Genomic DNA, 3,783 nt, shown 5'->3' on the forward strand with positions numbered 1-3,783 from the left:
CGACGATCATCCCCGCTGCAACAGCATGCTCAGCTCGAGATCCCGGAACGTGGTGTAGTTCTTCCGGATCCACTGATGCAGCTCGGTCGATGAGTCCTTCTCCTGGCGCAGATAGCCGGTGAAGGAGAAGGTCAGCCGGTCGATATAGGTCTTCAGGAACACCGGCAGCGCGCGGAAGCGCAGCACCCGGCTCGCGGTCATCACCGGCGGCAGCTCGCCGCGCACCACGAATTCATTGTCGATTACGACGAGCCCATTCGGCGGGATCAGGCCAGCCAGCATCTGGTAGCCGCGCACCGAGGCGCGGTCGGCATCGGCGACATACAGGATCACGGGCGCGACGCGGCGGCGCAGCGCCTCCTTCATCAACCCGATCTGGTCGCACATTTTGAAGAATTCGTCGAACGCGTGGTAGCCGAGGTCCACCACCTTGGCGATGCCGTCATTGACGATGAGCCGGTCCATCAGCTGCATCTTGCCGTAGGTGTCGATCACGTCAGCGGTTTCCGTGATCCGCGGCAGATAGTCGAGCAGCGACGGTTCCTTCAGATTGATGTCGTAGCAGACCACATCGCCGTTCTTGAGCAGCAGGAATTCGCCAAGCAGCCGCGCGATCAGCGTCTTGCCGACCTGCGGGCGGGGCGAGCAGATGATGTAAACGGGCGTGGATGACATCGCCCGCTATATCAGGCCAAATTTTCGCCTAATCCAGCCCCATCGCGGCCCCGGGTGCGACTTTTTCGCTACCCCGGGCGCGACTTTTCCGCTGCCAGGCGCGACTATTTTTCGCCCTTGGCCGACTTGGCGCCGACCAGGTCGGTCAGCTTGATCCGGTCGAACTCGCTCCAGACATTGGCGAGCCAGTGCCGGACATAGCCGCGCAGCACGAAGGAGTAGTTCGCGGCGTCGTCGTTGATGCCCTTGTTGGCGACGAATTTCAGGAACGGAACCGAGGAGACCTCGACCTGCTCGTAGGCCATTTCGTTGAGCTTCGGGATGGTGAGGTCCACGGCATCCTTGATGCGGTGGAAGTAGGAATTGTAGGTCGCCTGGTCCCACTGGAAGAACTGGGTGTCGTTGATGAAGTTCTTCACCAGGAAATACTTCGCGCCGCTCATGAAGTTGGCGGTCTCGGCGATCTCGTCCAGCGAGGCGATCGACGGGCCCAGGATGTGGAACACGGCGAAGGTGATCTGGCCGGAGCGCGCGGCGTCGAGGAAGCCGATGTCGCGCAGCGAGGCCAGCGCGGGCGACAACAGGCCGGCGCGGACGTCGATCACGGTGACCGAGGAACCGGCGTTCAGCGTATCGAAGATCTTCATCTGGTCCGCGGTCGTCGTCATGTCGACGATCTCGGTGATGTCGGGGTGGAAGCGCTTCAGCGTGCCGCGCGGCGACTCGGTGTCGAACGCCCGGGTCTGTACGTTGTTGGCACTGAAATAGTCCAGGAGCGTCCGCGAGACGGTGGTCTTGCCGACCCCGCCCTTGTCAGCGCCCACCACGATCACAACCGGCTTTGCCATGGAAGTCCCTTAAAGCGCGCTCCCGACCGCGATGGCGATCGGCAAGTCCCCACACTGCTTTGGGCGCGAACATGGCAGAAACGAGGGAGAATTCAATTCCTTAAGGTGCCCATGACCGGCTTGGTGGGGATTTCCTTAATGGACTGAGTAACCTAGGGCACGATCAGCGGTGCGGGCCCCAGGGGCCCTGGAGCGGACTTTGAAGCGGACCAAACGGTCCCTGCCTGGGACCAGTGCCCGGCAGCGGCGGCGGATTGTTCGGTTGTGCGGGCTGCGTGTCACCCCACGGGCCATGGGTCTCCGGCGGGGGCTGGTCGCCTGCCGTGGACGACTGGTCCTGCGGCTCCGTCTCATCCGGCAGCGCCAGTGGTCCGGGATCGTGGCCGCCGGCATATTTCACCAGGGCATCGACCCGGGACTTTACTGACGGGTGGGTGGCGAACAGGTCGGCAAAGCCCTCGCGCGGATTGTCGACGCAGAGTTCCATCACCGCCGAGGTGGCGTCCGGCAGCTCGCCGCGGTTCTCGATCTTGCGCAGCGCCGAGATCATCGCATCGGGGTTCTTGGTCAGCTCGACCGATCCGGCATCGGCAAGAAATTCGCGTGACCGGGACAGCGCCAGCTTGACCACCTGCGACAGCAGCCAAGCCAGCATGATCAGCGCGACCGCGATGATGATCACGATGATGGCGCCGCCGCCGGAGCCTTTGCTGTCGCGGTCCGAGGAAGACCTCGACGATGAGGAGGATGACGACGACGACGACCAGCCGCCTCCGCTCGAGTTCCACGACAGATTCGTGAACAGGCGGAAGAACAGCTCGCCGAGGAAACCGACCACGCCGGCGATGATCACCGCGACCACCATCAGCTGCACGTCGCCGTTCTTGATATGGGTGAGCTCGTGGCCGAGCACGGCCTCGATCTCCTGGTCATCAAGCGCGTTCAACAGACCCGTGGTGACCGTGATGGAGTATTGCCGCGGGTTGAGGCCGGTCGCGAACGCATTCAGAGCCGGGCTGTCCATCACCTTCAGCTTCGGCATCGGGATGCCGCGCGAGATGCAGAGGTTTTCCAGGAGATTGTAGAGCCGCGGCTGCTGCTGCCGCGTCACGCTCTCGCCGCCGGTGACGGCATCGATCATCTTCTGGTGGAAGAAATAGGCGATCACGATCCAGGCCGCGGCCGCGATCGTCGCCCACGGGAAGGCCGACACCAGATCGCGCGAGGCCCGCGTCAGATAATAGTCGACCGTGCGGCCGCTATCGACCATCACCTCCGCGACCAGCGCGCCGGCATAGACCAGCACGTAGATCAGCAGGAACAGGCCCGCGAGCAGCAGCATCGAACGAAACTTGTTCGATGCGATATGCGTGTAGAGACCATAGGCGGCCATGGTGCGCTTCCGCTTCTCACCGTCATTCCGGGGCGCGCTGAAAGCGCGAACCCCAATGCGCAATTGCGCTTTGTGGAATCTCGAGATTAGTGAGTGAGATGAGATTCCGGGTTCGATGCGTTGCATCGCCCCGGAAAGACCGAAGGGGCGTCATCTCGAAGGAAGTAATCAGAACTTCACGCTCGGTGCCGCCTCGACCTCCGTGCGGCTGGCGCCGAGGTCGAAGAAATCCTTGCGGGTGAAGCCGAACATGCCGGCGAACAAAGCAGCCGGCATCTGCTGGATGCCGGTGTTGTATTCCTGGACCGCGTTGTTGAAGAAACGCCGGCTGGCGGCGATCTTGTTCTCGAGATCGGACAGTTCGGAGGCGAGCTGCTGGAAATTGGCGTTGGCCTTGAGGTCCGGATAGGCCTCCGACAGCGCGATCAGCCGGCCGAGCGCGCCGGAGAGCTGGTTCTCGGCCGCCGAGACCTGGGCCGGACCCTGCGCCGAGATCGCCGAATTGCGCGCCTTGATGACGTCGTCGAGCGTGCCGCGCTCATGCGCGGCATAGCCCTTCACGGTCTCGACCAGGTTCGGGATCAGGTCGTGGCGCTGCTTGAGCTGCACGTCGATGTCGGCAAAGGCCTGGCTGACCCGCTGGCCGAGCGCGACGAGGCGGTTGTAGGCGCCGAACGCAAACAGCACGAGAAGGACGATGACGCCGATAACGATCCAGCTGGTCGACATGACAGGGCAACTCCTGAAGGACGAGACGGCGGCACCGTAGCCCAAGATCGGGGCGCAGGGCAGCCCGCCGCGAAAAGGTGGGCATTGTCTTGGTCGGGGATGGTGTCGAATTAGTTCAACAGGTCCCGTCGTCGTCCC

General features: G+C 63.0%; 4 protein-coding genes. All 4 read right to left on the reverse strand.

What is annotated here, in order from left to right:
* Positions 1-6 precede the first annotated feature (6 nt).
* On the reverse strand, positions 7-675 hold the full coding sequence (locus H8A95_RS42010) for a P-loop NTPase family protein (RefSeq protein WP_229188308.1): 669 nt from the start codon (positions 673-675) through the stop codon (positions 7-9).
* Between the two features lie 104 nt (positions 676-779).
* Positions 780-1,523 (reverse strand): P-loop NTPase family protein, encoded by a 744-nt coding sequence (locus tag H8A95_RS42015; protein ID WP_166214394.1) that lies wholly within the window; start codon positions 1,521-1,523, stop codon positions 780-782.
* Between the two features lie 163 nt (positions 1,524-1,686).
* Entirely contained in the window at positions 1,687-2,916 is a 1,230-nt protein-coding gene (locus H8A95_RS42020; protein WP_229188309.1) for a M48 family metallopeptidase, read from the reverse strand.
* Between the two features lie 168 nt (positions 2,917-3,084).
* Positions 3,085-3,645, reverse strand: a complete 561-nt coding sequence (locus H8A95_RS42025; protein ID WP_092124555.1) for a LemA family protein — start codon at positions 3,643-3,645, stop codon at positions 3,085-3,087.
* Between the last annotated feature and the right edge of the window lie 138 nt (positions 3,646-3,783).

Origin of the sequence: Bradyrhizobium oropedii, from assembly GCF_020889685.1 — a bacterium.
Lineage (GTDB): Bacteria > Pseudomonadota > Alphaproteobacteria > Rhizobiales > Xanthobacteraceae > Bradyrhizobium > Bradyrhizobium oropedii.